At 45.1% G+C, this 16,736-nt stretch carries 20 protein-coding genes; 2 read left to right on the plus strand and 18 right to left on the minus strand.

Going from position 1 to position 16,736, the window contains the following annotated elements:
• Nucleotides 1-72: 72 nt before the first annotated feature.
• From QNH36_RS18700 to QNH36_RS18780, 17 genes are all read right to left on the minus strand, one after another.
• Complete coding sequence (locus QNH36_RS18700) at nt 73-600, minus strand: CueP family metal-binding protein (protein WP_283903965.1); 528 nt, start codon at nt 598-600, stop codon at nt 73-75.
• A gap of 188 nt (nt 601-788) precedes the next feature.
• A complete protein-coding gene (locus tag QNH36_RS18705; RefSeq protein WP_144477785.1) occupies nt 789-1,979 on the minus strand; it encodes an MDR family MFS transporter in 1,191 nt (396 codons plus the stop codon).
• A 791-nt stretch (nt 1,980-2,770) separates the two neighbouring features.
• On the minus strand, nt 2,771-4,204 hold the full coding sequence (locus tag QNH36_RS18710; RefSeq protein WP_283903966.1) for an ammonia-forming cytochrome c nitrite reductase subunit c552: 1,434 nt from the start codon (nt 4,202-4,204) through the stop codon (nt 2,771-2,773).
• Nucleotides 4,197-4,721: a NapC/NirT family cytochrome c gene (locus QNH36_RS18715; RefSeq protein WP_144477119.1), complete on the minus strand. Its 525-nt coding sequence runs from the start codon at nt 4,719-4,721 to the stop codon at nt 4,197-4,199. The genes QNH36_RS18710 and QNH36_RS18715 overlap by 8 nt, the downstream gene beginning before the upstream one ends.
• Nucleotides 4,722-4,815: 94 nt before the next feature.
• Nucleotides 4,816-5,322 carry a TlpA family protein disulfide reductase gene (locus tag QNH36_RS18720; RefSeq protein ID WP_283903967.1) on the minus strand — a complete coding sequence of 169 codons (507 nt, stop codon included), beginning with the start codon at nt 5,320-5,322 and terminating at the stop codon, nt 4,816-4,818.
• A gap of 16 nt (nt 5,323-5,338) precedes the next feature.
• Nucleotides 5,339-5,470 carry a CcmD family protein gene (locus QNH36_RS18725; RefSeq protein ID WP_251544754.1) on the minus strand — a complete coding sequence of 44 codons (132 nt, stop codon included), beginning with the start codon at nt 5,468-5,470 and terminating at the stop codon, nt 5,339-5,341.
• Between the two features lie 20 nt (nt 5,471-5,490).
• Nucleotides 5,491-6,201, minus strand: a complete 711-nt coding sequence (gene ccsA / locus QNH36_RS18730) for a cytochrome c biogenesis protein CcsA (protein WP_251544755.1) — start codon at nt 6,199-6,201, stop codon at nt 5,491-5,493.
• Nucleotides 6,201-6,884, minus strand: a complete 684-nt coding sequence (locus tag QNH36_RS18735) for a heme exporter protein CcmB (RefSeq protein ID WP_251544756.1) — start codon at nt 6,882-6,884, stop codon at nt 6,201-6,203. Before QNH36_RS18735 ends, ccsA begins: the two co-directional genes overlap by 1 nt.
• Entirely contained in the window at nt 6,881-7,585 is a 705-nt protein-coding gene (gene ccmA / locus QNH36_RS18740; protein WP_283903968.1) for a heme ABC exporter ATP-binding protein CcmA, read from the minus strand. The genes QNH36_RS18735 and ccmA overlap by 4 nt, the downstream gene beginning before the upstream one ends.
• A gap of 14 nt (nt 7,586-7,599) precedes the next feature.
• Complete coding sequence (locus QNH36_RS18745; protein ID WP_144477107.1) at nt 7,600-7,941, minus strand: hypothetical protein; 342 nt, start codon at nt 7,939-7,941, stop codon at nt 7,600-7,602.
• 5 nt (nt 7,942-7,946) lie between these two features.
• Nucleotides 7,947-8,324: a hypothetical protein gene (locus tag QNH36_RS18750; protein WP_144477104.1), complete on the minus strand. Its 378-nt coding sequence runs from the start codon at nt 8,322-8,324 to the stop codon at nt 7,947-7,949.
• 12 nt (nt 8,325-8,336) lie between these two features.
• Nucleotides 8,337-8,807: a cytochrome c-type biogenesis protein CcmH gene (locus QNH36_RS18755; protein ID WP_251544759.1), complete on the minus strand. Its 471-nt coding sequence runs from the start codon at nt 8,805-8,807 to the stop codon at nt 8,337-8,339.
• Between the two features lie 5 nt (nt 8,808-8,812).
• Nucleotides 8,813-10,786, minus strand: a complete 1,974-nt coding sequence (locus QNH36_RS18760) for a heme lyase CcmF/NrfE family subunit (protein WP_283903969.1) — start codon at nt 10,784-10,786, stop codon at nt 8,813-8,815.
• 21 nt (nt 10,787-10,807) lie between these two features.
• Nucleotides 10,808-11,257: a cytochrome c maturation protein CcmE gene (locus tag QNH36_RS18765; RefSeq protein ID WP_251544761.1), complete on the minus strand. Its 450-nt coding sequence runs from the start codon at nt 11,255-11,257 to the stop codon at nt 10,808-10,810.
• Complete coding sequence (locus tag QNH36_RS18770; RefSeq protein ID WP_283903970.1) at nt 11,257-12,216, minus strand: hypothetical protein; 960 nt, start codon at nt 12,214-12,216, stop codon at nt 11,257-11,259. Before QNH36_RS18770 ends, QNH36_RS18765 begins: the two co-directional genes overlap by 1 nt.
• 293 nt (nt 12,217-12,509) lie before the next feature.
• Nucleotides 12,510-12,689, minus strand: a complete 180-nt coding sequence (locus tag QNH36_RS18775; protein WP_144477090.1) for a glycogen biosynthesis protein GlgD — start codon at nt 12,687-12,689, stop codon at nt 12,510-12,512.
• 17 nt (nt 12,690-12,706) lie between these two features.
• Nucleotides 12,707-12,970 (minus strand): YtzC family protein, encoded by a 264-nt coding sequence (locus QNH36_RS18780; protein WP_144477087.1) that lies wholly within the window; start codon nt 12,968-12,970, stop codon nt 12,707-12,709.
• Nucleotides 12,971-13,224: 254 nt separating this feature from the next.
• On the opposite strand from QNH36_RS18780, the gene mnmL reads away from it, so the two are divergent.
• Entirely contained in the window at nt 13,225-14,199 is a 975-nt protein-coding gene (mnmL, locus tag QNH36_RS18785) for a tRNA modification radical SAM protein MnmL/YtqA (RefSeq protein ID WP_144477084.1), read from the plus strand.
• Nucleotides 14,189-14,761 (plus strand): tRNA 5-(aminomethyl)-2-thiouridylate-methyltransferase MnmM, encoded by a 573-nt coding sequence (mnmM, locus tag QNH36_RS18790; RefSeq protein WP_144477081.1) that lies wholly within the window; start codon nt 14,189-14,191, stop codon nt 14,759-14,761. The genes mnmL and mnmM overlap by 11 nt, the downstream gene beginning before the upstream one ends.
• Before the next feature lie 878 nt (nt 14,762-15,639).
• Here the strand turns inward: mnmM and QNH36_RS18795 are convergent.
• Complete coding sequence (locus QNH36_RS18795; RefSeq protein WP_251544764.1) at nt 15,640-16,734, minus strand: tetraprenyl-beta-curcumene synthase family protein; 1,095 nt, start codon at nt 16,732-16,734, stop codon at nt 15,640-15,642.
• Between the last annotated feature and the right edge of the window lie 2 nt (nt 16,735-16,736).

Raw genomic sequence — 16,736 nt, forward strand, 5'->3', positions numbered from 1 at the left:
TCTTTTGATTTTATCACATTTTTCTGAAAATAATAACGGATACAAAAAAAGCACCTGAAAAGGCGCTTTCGTCTACATTAACTGCATGGTCGTGATGCAGGTCGCATCGTTTTCAAAAGTGGATATTTCTGATTCAACACTTTTACCGTCATATCCAATCTTTGTTTTGTACTTTTTATCACGCGGAAGCCATAAATCGATGAAGCCGTTCGGCTGGGACATCATCTTCTCGTCAACAACTACGTTTCCGTCCTCATCCTCAATATATACATCAAACTCTTTTTCAACCAATTCACCTTGACAACCTGTCAAGCTATGATTCGTTCAAGGATGGGTTTGATTTTCATAAGGTGCGATTGAGACGAAGAAGTCTTCTTCTGAGATGTCATAGACTTGCTTGTCCCCTTCACTGTCAGCAATCGTCAACTCATGTGAGGTGATGGATGCCTTGTGGTCCTTGTTTTTGCCCGCGCTGTAATCACTCACCAATTCCTTGATGTTTTGTTGTTGTTTTTCAGGTTCAGCAGATTTTTCTCCGCCATTGCAGGCAGTTAACAGTCCTGCAGCCAAAAACGCCATTCCTAGAATTTTAAATTTCAACCCATTCACCCCCTTATCTTTCAAAGTATGATTATATCATAATCCCACATTCCTATATTAGATGCAAAATATGCATTTTTTATCGAGAAAAAATGCATATTTTGTGACTGATTAGAAAGGGAGCTGGACCCCCTTCGGCCCAGCTCCCTGTTGTTTTTTATGCTTGTGCTGCACGTTTTGAGATTCTTTTAACTTTGCGTTTGTGCAGCAACATTATGAGATACCTTCATTTTCCGGTCGTAAACAAGTGTAGTGAAAATCCCGATAAACATGATCGCAATCAGGATTGCGAATAACATGGGCATACCGTACAGGTCGACAAGGATTCCGCCCATAAGCGGGCCAATCATCCTTCCGCCCGTAGCGGTACTGTTGACGATTCCCTGGTAAAAGCCTTCCCGTCCTTTTGGCGCCAGGTCATTTGCAATTGTCGGAACGGCCGGCCAGATCAGCATTTCCCCAATCGTCAGGATCACCATGCCAGCAACGAAGCCAGAGAACGCTTGAGCTCCCGCAGCCACTGCATAGGAAACCATGAAGATGACCATTCCGATGATGATCTGCAGCTTCAGCTTATTCTGGAACGGCTTGATCAGCCTGTTCACAATTGGCTGGCCAAGGACGATCAATGCGCCGTTAATTGTCCAGAGAATGCTGTATTGGTTCAAGGAAATATTCAATTCCTGAGTATAAGCTGCAATCGTTGTTTGCCATTGTACGTACCCCACCCAGCAAAGCAAATAGCCAACAGACAGAATCAAAAGAGCATACAGCTTAGTATGGCTTTTTACCGCGCCGTTTTCCTGGAGGACGTTCGTTTGCATCGCAGCCCTGGTGTCGATGCTGCGATAGCCCAAAATAGCAATCACCATGAAAATCAGGTACATAGCTACGTTCGCTATGAAAATCAGCTGGAATGAATAGGATGCGACAAGCCCGCCAAGCGCTGCCCCAACCGCGACCCCAAGATTCTGAGCCACATAAATAGCGTTGAATGCTTTGCGGCCACCCTCTTTCCAGACCGACCCAGCCATTGCATACATAGCCGGAAAGACGATTCCAGAACCAAAGCCAACCAATGTCAAAAAGAAAATATACTGCGGCCAGCCAGGCCAAAAAGTCAAGCCAAGCAGTGCCAAAATGGTGATGCTGATTCCAAGAATGATAGATTTGTAGCCGCCGATTTTATCAAAAAGACTCCCGCCAAAAAGATTGCCGATGACGCTGGCAGCTGAATTCAGCATCAATACGATTCCAGCAACAGACAATGATTTGCCGAGGTGCTCATGTATATAGATTGTGTTCAAAGGCCATAAAAAAGAGGAACCAGTAACATTGACTGCCATCCCGATAATCAAAAGCCACAAGGCTCTAGGCATCATATAACGCCTTCTTTCACTAAATTAATTTCGAAAAAACAAAAAGCGAAAGCGCCTCGTTCAGCCCCGACAAGCACTGGAGGGCCGACCGGTGAAGTCGTTCTTTGACTTCATTGGGCGGACCGAAATCGAAAAGAATAGCCGACTGCCCAGAAACGCAGAAACTGGAGACTCCGACAAAGAAGCGCTTTTTGCTTCTGCAGGCGGAGTTGAAGTTTCGGAGTTTCTAGGAGGCGACACTAGACAAGTGACTCAAGGGGCTAGGCGCTGGAGCTGGATTAAGAAAAACATATATAGTTATCCAAACAGTATATAAATTAAATTTCCAATGCAATACCAAAGTAATTTTAGTGGTTTTTATCGTGGGTTGCAATAGGAATTTATACAGGGATTTGAAGTTGAAATTTTCTATTTTTTTGGTAGTGAAATTGGAAAAAATATTTGATTATTTCCAGTTCGCGGAATTACCTGTGATTTTCGCGGAATTGGGTTGTTCTTTCGCGGAATCTAGCAGTGTTTTCGCGGAATTGAAGCTTAATAACATAGGATTTTTCATAAATTGTAGACTTTATTCGTGGAACCAAGCAAAACTTACCCCAAATCAATGCAGAATCCAGACGTGTTTTTATCAAATCAAACGGTGTTTTCGCCCGATTCCATTTAATCAATAAAAAAACTAATCAAGGATGATTGACACTTCTCATGTTTTCTGCAAAACTAAAGAAAACACCGTACAAACTAGCATTTGCACAGTGTTTTCCTATTTATCTATTCTCTAAATTTACTATTCTCTATTTTTTTGGAGCTGGCTGTTGGGCCGGGAAGTAACTGTTGATTGCTTTGTCTTTCTTCTTGAAGTTATCTTTTTCGTCGTAAACAGCCTTCTTCACCTTTTCAATCTCTGTCTTGACCTCTTCTAAATTGACGCCTTTTTTGGTCAATTCTTCGATGGCAATATTGATGGCTGCGTTTGATTCTTCAGTCGAAATCCTCAATGAATCCATTGATCCCTGCGGATTATGGAAACCAGCCGAACTTTCAGCCGCTACGATATCCCAGAACCATTGTCCTTTTCTGATATGCTCCTGAGCCTGCTTTATTTTTTCTTCGCTTACTCCTGATGTGATCATCTTATTCACGTAATAGTGTGAGGTAATCGAAATATCCTCGGCCTTATGAAGGGCTTCCATATGAGTATCCTGAATACCGATTACGCGTTCTTTCAGCTCATCCATATCCCTGTTGGTATGGCAGGTTGCGCAGGATTGATCCATTGTCTTCAGAGGCGATGTCCACCAGTGTGAACTGATTTTCTTTTTGCCGTCTACTCTGTCATATGGCATGTGACAGTCTGCACATGTGACTCCAGCCTCGCCATGCGGACCTTCGATATGTGTCTCAAAGTCAGGGTGCTGGGATTTCAGCATTGGCGTTCCGGAAATATTGTGAACCCAGTCTTTCTCAAAACCTTGTTCCTTGGCAGTTGTCTCATAGTATTCATACATATCTTCAGGCTTGAATCCATTCGCCCAAGGATAGGTAACTTCACTATTGTCAGCTGCAAAGTAGTACTCTACGTGGCACTGTCCGCAAACATAGTTCCTCATGTCATTCTTTGTTGGGTTGGACATGTCGATGCCCTGTGATTCCATTGCCTTGATGAAGCTTGGGCGTGTGACGCGCAAATCCATCGTCTGCGGATCATGGCAGTCTGAACAGCCGATTGGTGAATGGCCCATTGCTTCTGCTTTCGGCCAGATGTCTTTGTTAAAATTGCCGCTCCAGTAATCGTCACCCATTTCCTCGATCATGTGCGGTACGGCAGTCGATTTACATGTCAAGCAGGAACCGACCGACTTGTCAGTGATCCTCGCGATCGCCCGGACGTCCTCATTCGCGTAAATATGGCCGCGATCTTCATTGTATTCAGTCGCAAAGCCATAGCCGTTAAAAAGGACTGGCAAATACGGTTCCTTGTCATGGTCGAATTTGCTTCGTTTCACGGAACCGCTGTATTTTGTGTCTTCCATCTTTTCGTTTTGTTTGTAGCTGTCATATTGAAGCGGGAAAAGATCCTTGAAGGCTTCATTGCTGATTTCATCTTTGCTAAGCCCCGTTTTTAGCTCACTGGCTGAAGTGGCTTCTTCATCCGAGCTGGAGCAGCCTGTAATGATGAGCATGACAGCCACAAGGAGCAAATATGCCCAGCGGAAATTTCTAGCCATTGTTCATCGTACCTCCTTTTTTCTCTAAAAGCTCGCCTGGTTTAGGCGGTTTAAAATAATCCTCTGTCTTGAAGCCTTTTCCATGCGGCACTGCCTGGTGGCAGCTTGAACAGCTGTCTTTAGCATCATGCGAAATATTTTCCAGTGTATTTTCATGGCAGCTGATACAGTTTTCATTTATGACTTCGTCAGAGCTTTCTGTTGCGTGGAGCACCTTCGGTATTTTTGCTTCCCCTAGTGTATTGAAATACACATGTGTCATGCCAGCCTTTGCCTTATAGGTATATTTTTTGACCATATTCTCGTGTGGCAAATGGCAGTCCCCGCAGGCCAGACCGGCGTGGTTGGAATCGGAAAACGAGTCATGGACCTCTGTCATGATATGGCAGCTTGAACAGAATTCAGGTGAATCCGTATAAGCGAGTGTCTTGACAGTGACGACCGAAACAATGATTCCAGCGAACACACCAATGAATAACAGCATCTTTTTGTCTATTCCCAGCAGCTTTTTCAGCATTCTCTTTCACCTCCCTTATAGCCAACTACTAAAAACTGTTCCCGCATTCATACGAAAACAGCCTTATTAAAACACGACTGTGCTTTAACCAAGGTCATGGTGAAACTTTTTCCTGGATCAGACTGATTAAATCATCCTTCGTTGTCGGCCCGGAAAAGCGTTCGACTATCTTGCCGTCCCCGTCAATGATGATGGTCTCAGGCTGTCCGATCACATTGTAATCTTTAGAGATGTCTTCTTTTGTGTCTAGAAGATACGTAAGCTTTGAGCCACTTTCTCCGATATATTTTTCCATCCGTTTTTTCGATTCGCCTTTTGCGAGGATCAAAAGCTTTGCACCCTTGTATTCTTTGCCGAAAGCTTCCAATTCTGGCGCTTCATCAATGCATGGCGCGCACCATGTTGCGAAAAAATTCAGGACGACCGGCTGGCCCTTAAAATCAGAAAGTTTATAAGTATTGCCGTCGATATCCTGCAGTTCAAAATCAATCGACTGGTCACCAGGCTGGGCGGATGCTTTCCCGCCCAGTCCGCTGACCAAAAAGCCAAGGACTCCGATGACAGCAGCAATCACGATGACCGGAACGATTTTTTTGCCCATTTTCATCACCCGCTTTTTAAAAATCTGAGTTCCATTCTTCCAGTATTTCGATCTCTTTTTTCAGCTGCTTCTGGCGGCGGCCAAGCACAACGACATATCCCGCTATCAACGTCCAGATCACTGTATAACCCATGAATAAGTAAGTCATTTTCCATTCCTCCTTAATAGTTAGCCCGCAAGCTTTTCAATTGCTTTTGACTTAGCCTTTTTGACGATATGTCTCATTTTTTCAATTTCGATGCCTTTTCGCATCAGGAACGTGTACAACAAGGTGATTGTAAAAATCGAGAACAGCAAGGTGACAAGCATGTCAGGCTCGATCCCGCCTCCTGACTGGTTTTTGCCTTCACCGAACACGATTGGATGAAGCTTCGTGTTCCACCAGCGAATCGCCATGAAGACAATTGGCACATTGATGACACCAACGATGCCAAAAACAGCTGACAGCCTTGCGATTTTTTCCATTGAACCGTCCATCTTGCGGACGAAAAGATAAGCGACGTATATGAACCAGAGGATCAGTGTTGTCGCGAGGCGGGGTTCCCATGTCCACCATGTATTCCAGCTTGATTTTCCCCAGATCATCCCGGTGATTAATGTGATTGTCGTGAAAAGGACGCCAATTTCAGCTGAGATTCCGGCATTGATATGGTACTGAAGCCTTGGTTTTATCAGCACTCTCACACTGTAATAACCAACTACACCGAAAGCGAGGAAAGCGACCCAGGCACTGCCAACATGGAAGTAGAATATTTTTTGCGTGGCACCCATCATTTTTTCAACAGGCGACCAGATGAAAATCAGGTAAAGCGCGATAAAAAATGATGGTATCAGCGTAAACAGCAAGATTCGGTCAATCAAACCAGCATTTTTTTTCATCAAGATCCCTCCATAATAAATTCAAATAAGAAAAAGCATGCGGCTAAAAATAACAAGTCATAAGCTCCCATTAATCTGATCCATGACGCTGCATCAGCAATCACTTCATTTTCCAGAACGATTCTTGTCGCCTGGACTCCGGCAATCAGCAATGGGCTTAAAAGCGGAAGCAGCAACACCGGCAATAACATTTCACTGTTTTTGGCATTCGCTGACAGGGCAGCCAGGAATGTGCCGACAATGATAAAGCCCAGTGTCCCGATGACGACAACGAGAATGAACCAGCCTATTTTCCCAAAGAAGCGGTAGTCGAACAGCAGGAACAGCACCGGAATGCTCACAAGCTGAACAGCTGTGACGAGGATGAAATTCGCCAGCGCCTTCCCCAGATAAATACTCGAAGGATCGATGGGTGCCGAGCGCAGTCCAGTCAGGGCATCATTTTCATGCTCCGAAAGAAACGAGCGGTTCAGGCCAAGAATCCCGGAAAAGACAGTGATCAGCCAGACCAGACCTGGAATGACAGCCTTCACCATATTGTTGGTTGGATCGAAGGCAAAGCTGAAAATGAGGACAACCAGACTGGAGAAAATGACCATCATCCCAATCGTCTGCTTTGTCTTAATTTCATTGCGAAGGTCTTTGCTGGCAATCGTCCAGGCATCTAGAAGAATCGACATCATGAGCTCTTCACCTCTGATTCATACCATTGCTTCATCTCTGCCAGGCTGATCCCATCACCAAGTGGCCTGGTCGCGATGATTCTCCCCTTTTTCAGCAGGGCAGCCCTGTCAGCAAGGGCATGCACCTGTTCAAAATCATGTGAGATGATGAGGATGGACGTTCCGCTGTTCCGTTTGTTTTTAATGATTTGATTCAGGAGCGCAACGGCTTCCTGGTCAAGTCCGGTGTGCGGCTCATCGAGCATCAGGATTTCGGGATCAGGCAGCAGCACCCTGGCAATCGCCAGCCTCTGCAGCATCCCTCTTGAGAATGAGCGGATTGGCATATCGCGGAACAGGTACAACCCAACCTCCTTTAAAAGCTCATTCGCTTTCCTGTCAAGGTCCTTCACCTTGTAAAGCTTTCCGTAAAATCTAAGATTCTCGAGCGGAGACAGGTTATTGTACAGGAAGGATTCATGACCTAAGAACCCAATCCGCTGCTTGATCTGTGCAGAGTTTTTCCTGACGAGCTTTCCATCAAGGAGAATCTCTCCGCTTGTAGGCTGCAGCAATCCGACCGTACATTTGAAAAACGTACTTTTCCCGGCACCGTTTGGCCCTATTACCGCGAGGATCTCCCCTTTTTGGAGTGTAAGGGTGATGTTTCGCAGTATCAGTTTATCTCCCAGCATTTTGGTCATTTTTCGCAGTTCAAGCATGGTCCCCAACTCTTTCATCCAGTGTATTGTTCCAATTCCTTGTTCACCTGGTCCAGTCGGCCCTGGTAATCAAGCATTTTTTTATTTATTTCTTCGGTCATTCCTGCTGAGCCGAGCCTGCCTTCCAATCCGGCAAGCTCCTCCTCAATCACTTTTTTCCTTAGTAAAAGGTGCCTGAACAGTTTCTCATTATCGTCAATCACCTCATGTACAGCAGTCCGTTTTCGTTGAAAAAACCACAATAGAGCAATTACAACTACCAGAAACATCAGCACATAATGAGGATTCAACAAGTTCAATCCAGGCGACGTCAGCCAAAAGTTCACGAGCCATTCAGGGTGATAGGCAGGAGCCATTCAACTCACCCCTTCTGCTGGCGGAGTTTTTTCAGTTCCCTGAGAATTTCTTCTTCCGCATCGTCAGCCTGCATTTTCGCTTTGCCTTTTGGCAGTTTGGTTTTGCCTTGCTTAAGCGTTTCTGTTTCTTCCTTTAATAGGTCAGCTGCCAGCAATTGATAATTTTCTTTCATTTTTTCAAAATCATCACTATTGATTTTTTTCATCAGAAAGTCCATTTCCAGCTCATTCACTGCGCTGTACACCTGCTCCAGAGTCAGCTTTTCACCTTCTGCTTCCCTTCCTACGGGCTGGAATTCACCTGAGGAAAAGAAGGGAGAAATGATAAAGTAAAAACAAGTAATGATCACGAGTGATCCAATTATTAAAAATACATAATCCATTTTCATCAACTCCTAGAAAAGCTTTCGGCGCTCTTCGTCAAAAGTTTTGGATGCAATTTCCTTCTCGATTTCGGAATCCCATCCTGCTTTGGCTTCAACGTTTACTTCCGCCTTTTTGAGTGTCAATTTCCTGATCCAGACCCCGACGATCACAGTTCCGATGCCAAATCCTGCAGCCGGCATTCCCCAGGCAATCCAGCCGCTAGTGCCGCCGCCAGGTGTTCTCAAGGCTGCCTGCCCGTATTCATCAACATAAGATTGGATGATTTCCGGCTCTGATTTGCCGCCATTCAGCATTTCTACCACTTCGTCATAATAAATTTTCTTGATTGAACAGGTGGATAGATCATGATCTGCATGACCCTGCATATCAAGCTGGGTGATGACGTGCTTGAATTCTTTTGAGTTATAAGTGAAAGCAGATGTCAGACCAGGAATCAAGATGAAGCAAAGGAATGTCGCAACGAAAATTTTCTTTTTCATCTTCATCACCTTCCCGCAAATTTATTGGTCTGGTAGCGGATCGATGCCGGTCTGCCTCCAATTAACGCGAATGCAGTGCCAATCACCATGATGATACCGCCCATCCAAATCCAGCTGACGAATGGATTCACTTTTACCATGAAGGTAACTTTGTCTTTGTTTTCCCAGGAACTGAGCACCACGTACAAGTCCTGGCTCCAGTTCGTCTTGATTGCTACCTCTGTTGATGGCTCAGGCCATGTTTCGTAAAAGATTTTTTCCGGCTTGATTTTGCCGATATCCTTGCCTTTATAAGTTACATCCACATCCGCGGCGACTACGCCATTTCCATTTTTCATATGCTCGGTCAGTTCATTGAATTTCAGGGTGTATTCGCCAATCTTGATGCTGTTCCCGGCGTCGACGGTTTTCAATATTTCTGTTGAGTAAGAGTGAGAAGATATGACTCCCACCGCAATCAGCGCAATCCCGATATGGACGATATAACCGCCATAGCGGCGCTGGTTTTTCACCGTCAGCTTGAAAGCGGCTTTCAGGATGTTTTCCTTTGTCGCTTTCCGTCTTGCGCCAATGCCCCTAGCGAATTCAAGCAAATGTGTACCAAACATGAAGCTTGTTGCCGATAACCCGATGATTGCGTATATTCCTTTAACACCGAAAACGAACAGGAGGATGGCAGTCGCAATGCCCATCGCAAGCGGCCAGAGAATATTTTTCATGAACTTTTCAAATACGGCTTTTTGCCAGGCAATCAGCGGACAGATTCCCATCAGCACAATCAGCACCAGCAAAATCGGGGCCATGACTTTATTAAAGTAAGGCGCTCCAACATTGACCTTAGTCCCGGTGAATGTTTCTGAAATCAATGGATACATCGTGCCCCAGAAGACAGCGAACGCTGCGGCCACAAGAATCAGGTTGTTCAGCAGGAAGGTGCTTTCCTTTGAAAAATAGGCTTCGATCGGACTGCTCTCTTTCTTGATCAATCCATATCTAGTCATGACGACATATAGTGAAAACAGCATCATGAATGCCATGAACACAAGGAAGTAGGTTCCGAGGTTACTGTCCCCAAATGCGTGGACACTGGTCAGGACTCCGCTTCGGACAAGGAATGTTCCAAACAATGTCAGGATGTAAGACAGGATGATCAAGCTTACATTCCAGGTTTTCAGCATATTTTTCCGTTCCTGTATCATCACTGAATGCAGGAATGCTGAAACGGTCAGCCATGGAAGGAAGGAAGCATTCTCAACCGGGTCCCAGGCCCAGTAGCCGCCCCAGCCAAGCTCAAGATAAGCCCACCAGCCTCCGATCACGTTTCCAAGTGTCAGGAACAGCCATGCCAGCAACGTCCATCTTCTCGTCAGCTTGATCCACTCCGAATCCATTTTCTTGAGGATCAGTGCCGCAATCCCGAACGCGAATGGAACCGCCAGTCCGACATAGCCCATATAGAGCGTTACAGGATGGAGGATCATCCCCGGATTTTGAAGCATCGGATTCAACCCTTTTCCGTCTGCCGGAATTTTATCGGTCATTTCAAATGGATTTACATTGAGGGCCATCACCGTAAAAAAGAACAGGATATTCACCATCAGGATACTTGAGACATATGGCATCATAGGGTTCTTTTTTTCTTTTGAAAATACGACCATTGCCGCATAAATCGATAATAGGAAAGCCCAAAGCAGCAGGGATCCGGCATTTCCAGCCCAGAAGGCTGTCAGCTTGTAAGCCATCGGCAGGCTTTCGTTTGTATAGGAAGCCACATATTTATATTGGAACTGGCTTGTTCCGAGAAGATACAGCAGCAGGAACGATGAGATGCTCGAAACGAAAGCCAGTGAGAGGACCGCTCCTCTTGCACTTTCAAGCCATTTGCTGCTTTTCTTCTTTAACCCGGTAAGATTGGCGATGATTCCATACAGCGAAATCGCGATTCCTAGGTAGATTGAGATATTCCCGATCAGATACATACAGATAACCACCCATCTGTTTTATTCCTTCTTGTCATTTTTGTACATTTCCTTATGCATTTCGCTGTCATAGTTCTCCATGTCTTCGCCTTCATATTTTGTCGGGCATTTCGTCTGGACTTTTTCCGCTTCGAACACTCCGTCTTTCTGAATAAAACCTTCGACTAAAACAATGACATCTTCGGAGAAGTTATCTGGCTTGATTCCTTTATGGAAAACCTGCAGTGTCCCTTCGCCTTCTTCGTAAAGTTCGAAACGAAGCTCCAGCTTATCCGCATCCCATTTCACCGATTCCTTATTGAGCAAGCCCTGAGTCATAATATAGTCGCCTTCATAGTTCGATCCGTTTTTGCTCAGGTCTTCAATCGTAATTTCCTTGCTTCCCGCACTTGGCATCGTTGAAAACATCATGATGACGAACGCAATTGCTGCAAGTCCCAGTCCGATCACGATTTTTTTGTTTTTGGACATCACTTTTTACCTCCCAGCTTTTTATGCAGTTCATTGTATTCAGTTTCCGTTATGCTTCCTTCAACGAGCATCGCCCTGAGTTTTGCCTTTTTAGCTTCTAATTCAGATGAAGCATTGACCTGCACAGGCTTTGTTTTCTGTCTCTTCATGAAGAAAATTAATAACAAAGCGGCGATGATTGTGATACTCCCGACTACCGTGATAACCAGCCATAAAGGCATTTTCTCGTCGTTCTGTTTAACAGTTCCCGCCTTTTTTGCATCCCCAGCCATGTCCTCCATGATCTCAGCGGTCGTCCTGTCGTCAGTTCGTTTGTATTCGAGCTTGATATTCTTTGCTTCACCGGCTTTCATTCCCTGACTCTGATAAAGGAACATATTCATGTTGTAGGAATTTTTCTGCTGCTGCTCTGAAGCCGGTTCAAGCTTGAAGCTTTCCGAATTGAGCGGTTCAACGAAAATCAGGTTCAGCAAACCAATTTCCGTAAAGTTTGTAAAATCGTAAGCAAGCTCCTTTGTGCCGTCTTTCTCGCTGATGCTGTCTGTGTAGTACTCAATCACAAATTTGTAAATCTCCCCCGGCTGGATTTCCTCACTCGTTTCCCAGGAAATTGTTCCTTTTTCCTGATCCAGCTCGTATTCAATTTCATTCATTTCGGTGAGGTCCCGCGAATAATCACCGGCAAAACCAATCCTGAAATTCTTCTCATCCATTGGGAGCGGAACGACCACCTGGCCTTTTTGTGGCTGTTCAGCATTGTTTTTAAGAGCGCCATGGTATCCCACCAGCAGTGGCGGATTCTTCTTTTTATCTTTCGGATGGTAGGAATACTCAGGCATCACCTGGATTGTGAGCTCCTCCATATTCAAAACATCTGGTTTAGCCTCTGCTTCAGCCAGACCAGGAAGCTGAAAAATGAATAATAAGATGAAGGACATCATTAGCTTAGGAACTTTCATTTTCTTGACTCCTTTCTATATGTGACGAATTCGTGAATAGTTTCACAAGACAACTTTCATTTAAAAACAACTATTTCATCTACTGGCGTTTTTAATTTCCTGCTCCTGCTTTACTACCTTATTTAAACCATTTCTCAGAGCCCTCAATCTGTGATTTAAATCACGAAATTTTCGTCAGTTTTATCCGAATTGTGAACGGGGGGTATTTGTTAAATGAACAATACTGCCGCCCTTCTACTATTGACACAATAAAAAAACCCCACTTCCTTTCTGGAAGTGAGGGTGTTACAAATTTATGAAGATTGCCCTGGTTCGGGATGGAATTTTGACTTTACAGGCTGCCCGCCACTTTGTTCATACATCTTCTTGGATTCTTTGATTGGATCATGCTCCATTCCAAGTTCAATATCCTGGTTGTTCATTCCATTCCGTGTCTTTTGTTCAGGATTATTCTGCTTTGAGCGCTTTTTCAAAGTTTATCCCTCCCGTTTTAATGATCAAGCAATATCATATTGTTTTGAACCTGCTGCAGCTGCAGTCTCATTCTGTGAAGCTGGTCACGCTGCTGTGCATTCGCACTGAAGGCGAGCTTGGCAAGATCATTATATGCAGCTTCAATGGCCTGAAGAGCGTTTGTGAAATCGCCGTCATTATAATGCTGTTGGGAAGCAGCGCTTTTGTATTGTTCCTGGGCAAGATTGATGGCATCCTCACATTGCTGAAGTAGCTGGTCAACCGATTGACGTGTTGCCAATTTTAGCCCCTCCTTTTCTTGATGCTGAAGCAAGTCTGCTTCTTCTTTATTTTGTTCACAATTGATTTTCCTATCACGTTTTTGTCAATATTTAATGCTGGCAATAGCTTTGACAGAGAATTAAACTGCAGAATTCGAAAAGCAGCTATTAATTCGAAACAGCCTTTTGTAATCTTTTTGCAATTGGATTCACCCATCCTAAGTGGTACAATTTTTATTATTACTGACTGACAGGTTATAAGGAGGTTTCTGGCATGAAACAGGCCAACCCTTTTCCATACGCAACAGATGATAAACGATACCACACATGGAATTACCATTTGCGGAACCATTTTGGCCACAAGGTTTTCAAGGTGGCGCTTGATGGCGGCTTCGATTGTCCGAACCGGGACGGCACGGTAGCCCACGGCGGCTGCACATTCTGCAGCGCAGCTGGTTCAGGCGATTTCGCCGGTGACCGGGTAGAAGATCTCGGCACACAATTCAAGAAGATAAAAGAAAAAATGCATACAAAATGGAAAGACGGCAAATACATGGCCTATTTCCAGGCTTTCACCAATACCCACGCACCGGTCGAGGTCCTGAGGGAAAAATACGAAACCGTTCTGAATGAGGAAGGTGTCGTTGGCCTTTCGATTGCAACCAGGCCTGACTGCCTGCCGGACGATGTGGTTGAATACCTTGCTGAACTGAATGAACGCACGTATTTATGGGTTGAGCTTGGTCTTCAGACTGTCCATGAAAAAACAGCCAATCTAATCAATCGGGCCCATGATTACCAGACATACAAAGAAGGAGTGGACAAGCTCCGCAAGCACGGCATCAGGGTTTGTTCGCACATCATTAACGGATTGCCTCTGGAAACACCGGAAATGATGATGGAAACGGCTCAAGAAGTTGCCAAACTTGATGTCCAGGGCATCAAGATCCATCTTCTCCATTTGCTGAAAGGTACACCGATGGTCAAGCAGTATGAAAAGGGGATGCTTGAATTCCTTAGCCTTGAGGATTATGTAAAATTGGTCTGTGACCAGCTCGAAATCCTGCCTCCTGAAATGATCATCCACAGGATTACAGGAGATGGCCCGATTGAGCTGATGGTCGGCCCGATGTGGAGCGTCAACAAATGGGAAGTGCTGAATGCGATCGACAAAGAAATGAAACGCCGCGACAGCTGGCAAGGTAAATTCTATACTGGAAACAAAGTGGTGATTGAAAATGAAGCTTGAGAGGATTCTTCCATTTGCACGGAATCTCCTTGAACTTGCGGTTAAACCAGGGGATATTGCGGTGGATGCTACTGTTGGAAATGGCCATGATACGTTATTTTTGGCTAATCTCGTAGGCCCGGCCGGCCGTATTTATGGCTTTGACATTCAGGATGAAGCGCTTATGTCATGCAAAACAAAGCTTCGCGAGCACGAATTGCAGGATCAGGTTACCCTGTTCCATACCGGACATGAAAACATCACAGAATGCATTCCCCCACTACATTTCGGTAAAATAACCGGTGCCGTTTTCAACCTTGGCTATCTGCCAGGCGGGGATAAAAACATTGTCACCGTGCCCGAAACCACCATCCATGCCATCGACCAGCTGCTCGAAATCATGGCGCCAGAAGGAATCATCGTGATTGTGATTTACCACGGACACCCGGAAGGCAAAGTAGAGCGGGAATATTTATTGCGTTATGTAAAATCACTGGATCAAAACATCGCACACGTTTTAGAGTATAAATTCCTGAACCAAAAGAACAATCCGCCATTTATTATTGCGATTGAGAAGAGATAAGAGAGGTTCCCTGAAATGGGGGGCTTTTTTTCTTTAGGACAGCTTTTCGCCTGTAACCACAAATGTTGTCCGAAGTCGCACTCAGTTCAAGCTGAAAGGTACCCTTATGCAATCGAAGCTATCCTCATAAGGGTACCATTCAAGCTGAAAGATACCCTTATGCACGCGAAATTGTCCACATAAGGGTACCATTCATGTCGAAAGATACCCTTATGCAGGCAAAGCTATCCTCATAAGGGTACCATTCAAGCCGATAGATACCTTATGCAGGCGAAGCTATCCTCATAAGGGTACCATTCAAGCCGATAGATACCCTTATGCCAGTTGACATTGTCCACATAAGGGTACCATTCATGTCGATAGATACCCTTATGCACGCGAAATTGTTCACATAAGGGCACCATTCAAGACGATAGATACCCTTATGCAGGCGAAATTGTTCACATAAGGGTACCATTCATGTCGATAGATACCCTTATGCAGGCGAAATTGTTCACATAAGGGTACCATTCATGTCGATAGATACCCTTATGCAGGCGAAATTGTCCACATAAGGGCACCATTCAAGTCGATAGATACCCTTATGCAGGCGAAATTGTCCATATAAGGGCACCATACAAGGGTATGTATAACGTTTTTTCAGTTAAGACACATATTTACATGGCACCTCTCTCTAGTTCTACGACCGTACTCCGAGTGGTTTCCTCTTTTCGGGCGCAGCTGCTCCTTTTCTGCGACCGTATCCGAGTGATTTCCTCTTTTTGGCGCAGCCCGTCTTAGTCTGTAACCGCAATCAAATATCACCTTTATTTGGTTGATTCGGGTGACTTAATTCTCCTGATTCAAAAACAGCCAAGGCTCAATCCCTGGCTGCAATCCTATTTTATAAACGCCTTCACAACCCCCGATGGCATCCACTTCTGCAATGACCGATAAGCTCGTCCATTAATATAAAAGAAGTAGCTGACGGGGCCTGCTGTTTTGATCATTTCCCTGGCGAGCTTCCTTATTCTTTCCTGCCGCCTTACTTTTTCATCGGATAGATAAACGCCGAGAAGTCCGCGGTTGATCAGTTTGTGGAATTTCCGATGCGGCAATCGAGCTGTGTGCTGGTCGGCATTTTCAACAAAATGCCGCAACCTCCCAAACAAAGCTTCTTCATTTTCATAATAGAAACAGAAGTTCAAATCGCCACCTTCGCGGTCCTCTTCCTGGTCGATGAAATAATCCAGGAGTATGTGCAGTCCTTGTATGTATGGAAAATAACCATTGCGGATGCTATCTGCGTATTCCGGTTTGAAATCATCGCGAAGCGCGTAGGATACGAGACAAAAGATGCCGAGCGTCGATCCGGTGCAGGCTGAGAATTCGTACCATTCCATGTCGGGAATATTTTCACGATGGCCATCGAACCATGTTTGCAATCTCGGCACACGCTCTTTCACCTCGACATGCTTATGTATCTGCAAATCGCAATAATAATCACACAGTTCAACCAGATGCTTCTTAATACCCTGATAATGATCAAGCCCGGCAAGGACTTCGCGGCAAACGGTCACCAGCTCGATCAGATACCCGCCATCATTCTGGTCTTCCCGCTCGCGATAATAATTTTTCAACTGGTTGTCCAGGCTGAGAGCATCTGCCATCGACTCATGCAGTGCGGCAAAATCCACTGGATCCAGCGAGGTGCTGCGGTCACATAGATTATCGAGATAATCGCTGATCGTCTGGTACGCCACAATGAACCGGATGGCCTCTTTATATTGTTTTTTAGCGGTCAGGCTCATAATAGAGCCGCCCTCACAATGGAAAGTCTTGAGCTCGATGCTGGCCAATGCCTGCCTCCTGAGTTCAGGATTCGGGATTTCCTCTGCCCTGCTTTTCCAGTATGCCAGCTCTCGATGTACCTGTGGCAGGACTTTTCTGTACACCCGGTACATCAAACTGATGGGCATTGATGGGATCATCATGC

The organism is Mesobacillus sp. AQ2 (assembly GCF_030122805.1).
Lineage (GTDB): Bacteria > Bacillota > Bacilli > Bacillales > Cytobacillaceae > Mesobacillus > Mesobacillus oceanisediminis_A.

What these genes read in the sequence shown, in the direction of transcription:
- QNH36_RS18705 (WP_144477785.1), bottom strand. Translation starts at nt 1,979, where the DNA reads ATGCCTAGAGCCTTGTGGCTTTTGATTATCGGGATGGCAGTCAATGTT.
- QNH36_RS18710 (WP_283903966.1), bottom strand. Translation starts at nt 4,204, where the DNA reads ATGGCTAGAAATTTCCGCTGGGCATATTTGCTCCTTGTGGCTGTCATG.
- QNH36_RS18715 (WP_144477119.1), bottom strand. Translation starts at nt 4,721, where the DNA reads ATGCTGAAAAAGCTGCTGGGAATAGACAAAAAGATGCTGTTATTCATT.
- QNH36_RS18720 (WP_283903967.1), bottom strand. Translation starts at nt 5,322, where the DNA reads ATGGGCAAAAAAATCGTTCCGGTCATCGTGATTGCTGCTGTCATCGGA.
- QNH36_RS18725 (WP_251544754.1), bottom strand. Translation starts at nt 5,470, where the DNA reads ATGACTTACTTATTCATGGGTTATACAGTGATCTGGACGTTGATAGCG.
- ccsA (WP_251544755.1), bottom strand. Translation starts at nt 6,201, where the DNA reads ATGAAAAAAAATGCTGGTTTGATTGACCGAATCTTGCTGTTTACGCTG.
- QNH36_RS18735 (WP_251544756.1), bottom strand. Translation starts at nt 6,884, where the DNA reads ATGATGTCGATTCTTCTAGATGCCTGGACGATTGCCAGCAAAGACCTT.
- ccmA (WP_283903968.1), bottom strand. Translation starts at nt 7,585, where the DNA reads ATGCTTGAACTGCGAAAAATGACCAAAATGCTGGGAGATAAACTGATA.
- QNH36_RS18745 (WP_144477107.1), bottom strand. Translation starts at nt 7,941, where the DNA reads ATGGCTCCTGCCTATCACCCTGAATGGCTCGTGAACTTTTGGCTGACG.
- QNH36_RS18750 (WP_144477104.1), bottom strand. Translation starts at nt 8,324, where the DNA reads ATGGATTATGTATTTTTAATAATTGGATCACTCGTGATCATTACTTGT.
- QNH36_RS18755 (WP_251544759.1), bottom strand. Translation starts at nt 8,807, where the DNA reads ATGAAAAAGAAAATTTTCGTTGCGACATTCCTTTGCTTCATCTTGATT.
- QNH36_RS18760 (WP_283903969.1), bottom strand. Translation starts at nt 10,786, where the DNA reads ATGTATCTGATCGGGAATATCTCAATCTACCTAGGAATCGCGATTTCG.
- QNH36_RS18765 (WP_251544761.1), bottom strand. Translation starts at nt 11,257, where the DNA reads ATGTCCAAAAACAAAAAAATCGTGATCGGACTGGGACTTGCAGCAATT.
- QNH36_RS18770 (WP_283903970.1), bottom strand. Translation starts at nt 12,216, where the DNA reads ATGAAAGTTCCTAAGCTAATGATGTCCTTCATCTTATTATTCATTTTT.
- mnmL (WP_144477084.1), top strand. Translation starts at nt 13,225, where the DNA reads ATGAAACAGGCCAACCCTTTTCCATACGCAACAGATGATAAACGATAC.
- mnmM (WP_144477081.1), top strand. Translation starts at nt 14,189, where the DNA reads ATGAAGCTTGAGAGGATTCTTCCATTTGCACGGAATCTCCTTGAACTT.
- QNH36_RS18795 (WP_251544764.1), bottom strand. Translation starts at nt 16,734, where the DNA reads ATGATGATCCCATCAATGCCCATCAGTTTGATGTACCGGGTGTACAGA.